Origin of the sequence: Bradyrhizobium genomosp. III, assembly GCF_000261705.1 — a bacterium.
In the GTDB taxonomy this organism is placed as follows: domain Bacteria; phylum Pseudomonadota; class Alphaproteobacteria; order Rhizobiales; family Xanthobacteraceae; genus Bradyrhizobium; species Bradyrhizobium ottawaense.
Genome location: NZ_AJQF01000330.1, coordinates 1 through 5,751, shown reverse-complemented (window position 1 = coordinate 5,751; position 5,751 = coordinate 1). Strand labels below are relative to the sequence as shown.

General features: G+C 66.7%; 5 protein-coding genes. 3 read left to right on the top strand and 2 right to left on the bottom strand.

Going from position 1 to position 5,751, the window contains the following annotated elements; translation table 11 throughout:
* On the top strand, positions 1–2,207 hold a 2,207-nt coding region (locus tag IC66_RS0126835; protein WP_038949753.1), incomplete at its 5' end, for a xanthine dehydrogenase family protein molybdopterin-binding subunit.
* 41 nt (positions 2,208–2,248) lie between these two features.
* Here IC66_RS0126835 and IC66_RS47815 read toward each other — a convergent pair.
* Both IC66_RS47815 and IC66_RS0126825 read right to left on the bottom strand, forming a co-directional pair.
* Entirely contained in the window at positions 2,249–2,401 is a 153-nt protein-coding gene (locus tag IC66_RS47815; protein ID WP_193375318.1) for a hypothetical protein, read from the bottom strand.
* A 191-nt stretch (positions 2,402–2,592) separates the two neighbouring features.
* Positions 2,593–3,141 carry a cupin domain-containing protein gene (locus tag IC66_RS0126825; RefSeq protein WP_018646206.1) on the bottom strand — a complete coding sequence of 183 codons (549 nt, stop codon included), beginning with the start codon at positions 3,139–3,141 and terminating at the stop codon, positions 2,593–2,595.
* Between the two features lie 147 nt (positions 3,142–3,288).
* On the opposite strand from IC66_RS0126825, the gene IC66_RS0126820 reads away from it, so the two are divergent.
* Together IC66_RS0126820 and IC66_RS0126815 are read left to right on the top strand one after the other, a co-directional pair.
* On the top strand, positions 3,289–4,617 hold the full coding sequence (locus IC66_RS0126820; protein WP_049806646.1) for an aspartate aminotransferase family protein: 1,329 nt from the start codon (positions 3,289–3,291) through the stop codon (positions 4,615–4,617).
* Between the two features lie 70 nt (positions 4,618–4,687).
* On the top strand, positions 4,688–5,751 hold a 1,064-nt coding region (locus tag IC66_RS0126815), incomplete at its 3' end, for a D-amino acid dehydrogenase (RefSeq protein WP_038949751.1).

The window sequence follows — 5,751 nt, the reverse complement described above, 5'->3', positions numbered from 1 at the left end:
TCGGCCAGCCGCTGACCCGCCGTGACGGCGTCCTCAAGGTCACGGGGCAGGCGACCTATGCCGCCGACAATCATCCGCCCGGCATGCTGTTTGCGGTGATCGCGACCTCCAGCATCGCGCGCGGACGTGTGGCGTCGCTCGATGTCGCTGCCGCCAAACGTCATCCCGGCGTCGTCGACGTCATGACGCAGGACCACAAGCCACCGCTTGCCATCGACCCCGAGATCAAGACCAATCCCTTCGTGTTTCGGATGGAGGCTTTGCAGAGCAACGAGGTCCGCTACGCCAATCAGCCGATCGCCGTCGTGATCGCCGAGACGCTTGAAGCCGCGACGGAAGGTGCCGCGCTGCTGGCGCCGCGCTACGAGGCGCAGCCTCCGCTCATCGGCCTCGATGCCGGCGAGAGTTTTGTGCCGCCCGTCGTCGGCGTCGGCAACCCCACCGAAAATCACCGCGGCGATGTCGAGGCGGGCCTTGCCTCGGCCGAGGCGCAAATCGACGCGACCTATGAGACGCCGCCGCAATATCACAACGCGATGGAGCCGCATGCGGTCGTGGCTCACTGGGATGGCGACAGGCTGTCCGTCGACATGCCGACCCAGGGCCTGAAGCTGTCGCTCGCGCGCATCGCCGAGCTGTTCGGCATCGCGCACGACAAGATCCACATCCGCAGCCCGTTCCTCGGTGGCGGCTTCGGATCGAAGGGGCTCATGGGCGGTCCGCCGGTCCTCGGCATCATGGCCGCGAAGCTGGTCGGCAGGCCGGTCAAGCTGGTGCTGCGCCGTGAGCAGATGTATGGCCCGGTCGGCCATCGCGCGCCGACCCGTCAGCGCTTGCGCATCGGCGCCGACGGTGAGGGGCGCCTCACCGCCCTCGATCACCATGCGCGGACCGTATCGAGCACGTTCGACGATTTCTACGAGCCGGCGGCCGACGCCTCGCACACGCTCTATGCGGCACCTGCGATCCGCACCTCGCATGACGCCGTGCGCGTCAACACCGGCACGCCGCTGTTCATGCGGGCGCCGGGTGAGGCAACGGGATCGATCGCGCTGGAGAGCGCGATCGACGAGATGGCCTGGGCCTGCGGCATCGATCCGCTCGCCTTCCGCCTGAAGAACTATGCCGAGGTCGAGCCGATCACCGGCAAGCCGTTCTCGTCAAAGGCGCTGCGGGCCTGCTACGACCAGGGCGCGGCGCGCTTCGGCTGGGCGAAGCGTCCGCTGCAGCCGCGGCAGATGCGCGACGATGCCGGCCTGCTGGTCGGCTGGGGTATGGGCACCGCGACCTTCCCGGCGCTGATGTTCCAGGCCGAAGCGCGCGCGGCGATCCGACGCGATGGCTCGGGCGCCATGGAGATCGGTGCGCACGACATGGGGCAGGGCGCCTGGACGGCACTGGCCCAGATCGCGGCCGACGCCGTCGGCCTCGATATCGACCGCGTCGCGTTCAAGGCGGGGACATCGGACCTGCCCGATGCCGGCATCGCTGGCGGCTCTGCGCACACCGCGACCGCGGGTGCTGCGATCCACAGCGCCGGCGCGGCCGTGATCGCAAAGCTCGCCGATCTCGCCACCAATGACGAGCGCTCGCCGCTGTTCGGTGCCGGCAACGCCGGCGTGATCGCGCGCGGGGGAAGACTGGTCCGGCGCGATGACGAGAGCCGCGGCGAGAGCTACACGGAGATCCTCGCGCGCGCCGGCGTCGCCGAGGTCGAGGCGCGCGGCACCGGTGCGCCGAACCCTGCGGCGATGGAGGAATATGCGATGCATGCCCATGGCGCCGTGTTCGCGGAGGTGAAGGTCGATCCCGAGCTCGGCCAGGTCCGCGTCACCCGCATGGTCGGCGCCTTCGCGGCCGGGCGCATCGTCAACCCGCGGATGGTGCAAAGCCAGCTGTTCGGCGGCATGATCTGGGGGATGTCGTTTGCGTTGCACGAGGAGGCCGTCACCGACCGGCGCAGCGGCCGGATCATGAACGCTGATCTCGGCGAGTACCATGTCCCCGTGAATGCCGACGTGCCGCCGCTCGAAATGATCACGGTCGAGGAGCACGACCCGCACGTCAACGCGCTCGGCATCAAGGGCGTTGGGGAGATCGGCATCACCGGCAGTGCCGGCGCGGTCGCGAACGCCGTCTGGCACGCGACCGGTGTGCGCGTGCGCCGCTTTCCGATCCGGATCGAGGAACTGCTGACGCAGCGTTGAGGCGGCAGGCGGGGCGAGGCCCGCTCGCTCCGCAGCGGCGATCAGTTCATCATCCTGCGGAGAGCCTTGATCTGCTCTCTTTGCGCTTCGATGTGTTTTGCGATGGCCTTGCGCAGCTCGCGCGAGTGGAGCTTGTCGGTGTCGCGCAGGACTTCGTCGAGCGCGGCTTCCGCATTGGCAAGAGTGATCTTCATGCGCGGGCCTCTGTTACGAAGCGGCCCCGGAATACCCTGGAGTTCGGGGCCATAACCTCAGCACCTCTAAGCCAGGCTGCTCGGCTACGGTTCGTAATATATAGCGGTCTGGCGCACAGAAATTGAGATGGCTCAACCACCGTAAGATACCGGTGGCCGCCCGTAACCTTCCGGATGCGACTGTTCGCGATTCAGAACGTCGGCGGCGTGCAGGCCGAGATCACCTCGCACGGCTTGCCACCGACGCAGCGGAACCGATGCGGGCGGCGGCTCTCGAAGTAATAGGCATCGCCGGGGTTGAGGATACGGCGCTCGTCCTCGACGGTGACTTCGAGCTTGCCCGAGATCACGATGCCGCCTTCCTCGCCGTCGTGGACGAGATGGACGCGTCCGGTGTCGCTGCCGGGCTCGTAGCGTTCTTTCAGGATCTGCAGGCTGCGACCGAACAGATTGTCGCCGACCTGCCGGTACGAGATCGGCTTCTTGCCGACCTCGGTCAGCTCCTCGGCGCGGTAGAAGATCTTGCGCCTGGACTCCGGCTCCAGCGCGAAAAACTCGGCGAGCCCCATCGGGATGCCGTCGAGGATGCGCTTGAGCGCGCCGACCGAGGGGTTCATCTGGTTGGATTCGATCAGCGAAATCGTCGAATTGGTGACCCCGGCACGCTTGGCCAGCTCGCGCTGCGACAGCTTGTGGCGCGCCCGGATGAATCGCAGCCGTCCACCGATGTCGACGCTCATGGCCCAGGTCCTGTTGCAGGTGTTGCGGATCGCGCAAATATGGACCGGCGGCCCCAGTTAAATCAATGACTTGCAGGTCACCAGAAAAGGACTTGTTGCGCATTCCAAGCCGTGGCTCTGCTAGAGGGTCAGCAAAGGAGCGCGGCCGTGACCCTTCATCAGATTCCGAACACTATCAAGACCGACTCGTTCTGGATGCCGTTCACGGCCAACCGGCAGTTCAAGAAGGCGCCGCGCCTGTTCTCCTCGGCCGAGGGCATGCATTACACCACCGTGGACGGCCGCAAGGTGATCGACGGCTCCGCCGGTCTCTGGTGCGTCAATGCCGGCCACGGCCGCAAGCAGATCGCCGCCGCAGTCGAGCGCCAGCTGATGACGCTGGACTTCGCGCCGTCGTTCCAGATGGGCCATCCGCTGGCGTTCGACTTCGCCGAGCGGCTCGCCGAGATCGCGCCGAAGGGCCTCGACCGCATCTTCTTCACCAATTCCGGCTCCGAATCGGTCGACACCGCGCTGAAGATCGCGCTCGCCTATCACCGCGCCAACGGCCAGGGGAGCCGCACCCGCCTGATCGGCCGTGAGCGCGGCTATCACGGCGTCGGCTTCGGCGGCACCTCGGTCGGCGGCATGGTCGCCAACCGCCGCGCCTTCGCGACGCTGCTGCCGGGCGTCGACCACATCCGCCATACCCACGATCTCACCCGCAACGCCTTCGCCAAGGACCAGCCGGAGCATGGCGCCGAGCTCGCCGACGATCTCGAGCGGCTGGTGGCTCTGCACGGCGCCGAGACCATCGCCGCCGTCATCGTTGAGCCGGTGCCGGGCTCGACCGCGGTGCTGCCGCCGCCGAAGGGCTACCTGCAGCGCCTGCGCGAGATCTGCGACAAGCACGGCATCCTCCTGATCTTCGACGAGGTCATCACCGGCTTCGGCCGTCTCGGCACGCCGTTCGCCGCCAACTTCTTCGGCGTCACGCCTGATATGATGACCACGGCCAAGGGCATCACCAACGGCACCATTCCCTGCGGCGCGGTGTTCGCGCATCGCAAGGTGCATGACGCCATGATGATCGGCCCGGAAAACGTCATGGAGCTGTTCCACGGCTACACCTATTCGGCGCATCCGACGGCCTGCGCCGCCGGCATCGCGACGCTCGACATCTACAAGGACGAGGGCCTGCTCACGCGCGGTGCGTCGATCGCCGAATACTGGCGCGACGCGCTGCATTCGCTGAAAGGCCTGCCCAACGTCATCGACATCCGCAATTGCGGGCTGATGGGCGCCGTCGAGCTGTCGCCGCGCGACGGCGCGGTCGGTGCGCGTGGCTACGACGTCATGGTCGACTGCTTCAATCGCGGGCTGTACTTCCGCATGAGCGGCGACTCCTTTGCGCTGTCGCCCCCGCTCATCGTCGAGAAGAGCCATATCGACGATATCGTCGCGATCCTTGGTGACGCCATCAAGCGGGTGGCCTGATAATTGCTCTCGCCGTTGCGAGTTGTTTCCTTGCAGCGGCGAGCGTGATGCCGCGGGAGTTTGACCAAGCGTGAAAGTTCTGATCCTCGGCAGCGGTGTCATCGGTGTCACCTCTGCCTACTACCTTGCGCGTGCCGGCCACGAGGTCACGGTCGTCGACCGTCAGCCTGAGCCGGCGCTGGAGACCTCTTTCGCCAACGCCGGCGAAGTGTCGCCCGGCTATTCCTCGCCCTGGGCCGGCCCCGGCGTGCCGGTAAAGGCGGTCAAGTGGCTGCTGATGAAGCACGGCCCGCTCGTGATCCGGCCGAAGCTCGATCCGGTGATGTGGGTCTGGCTGCTCAAGATGCTGCGCAATTGCACCAGCGCACGTTACGCGGTCAACAAGAGCCGGATGATCCCGATCGCGGAGTACAGCCGCGATTCCCTGCGCGATCTGCGCCGCGACATCGGCATCCAGTATGATGAGCGCTCGCAAGGCACGCTGCAGCTGTTCCGTTACCAGGCCCAACTCGACGGCACCGCTGAGGACATCGCCGTGCTCAAGCAATACGGCGTGCCGTTCGAGGTGCTGAGCCGCGAGGGCTGCATCGCGGTCGAGCCGGCGCTCGCAGGCGTGAAGGAAAAGTTCGTCGGCGGGCTTCGCCTGCCGCAGGACGAGACCGGCGACTGCCACATGTTCACGCAGGCGCTGGCCAAGCATGCCGAGGCGCTCGGCGTGCGTTTCATGTTCAACACCGGCATCGACCGCATCATCACCGACGGCGCGCGCGTCAGCGGTGTTGTGACCAGTGCCGGCACATTGCAGGCCGACGCTTACGTCCTCGCGCTCGGAAGCTGGTCGTCGCGGCTCGCCGCGCCGCTCGGCATTTCGCTGCCGGTCTATCCGGTGAAGGGTTATTCGATCACGGTGCCGATCAAGGAGGCCGCAGGCGCGCCGGAATCGACCGTGATGGACGAGAGCTACAAGGTCGCGATCACGCGGCTCGGCAATCGAATCCGCGTCGGCGGCACCGCCGAAATCTCGGGCTATTCGGACAAGCTCTACGATGCGCGCCGCGCTACGCTCGATCATTCGCTGACCGATCTGTTCCCGCGCGGCGGCGATCTCGCCAAGGCGACGTTCTGGAGCGGCCT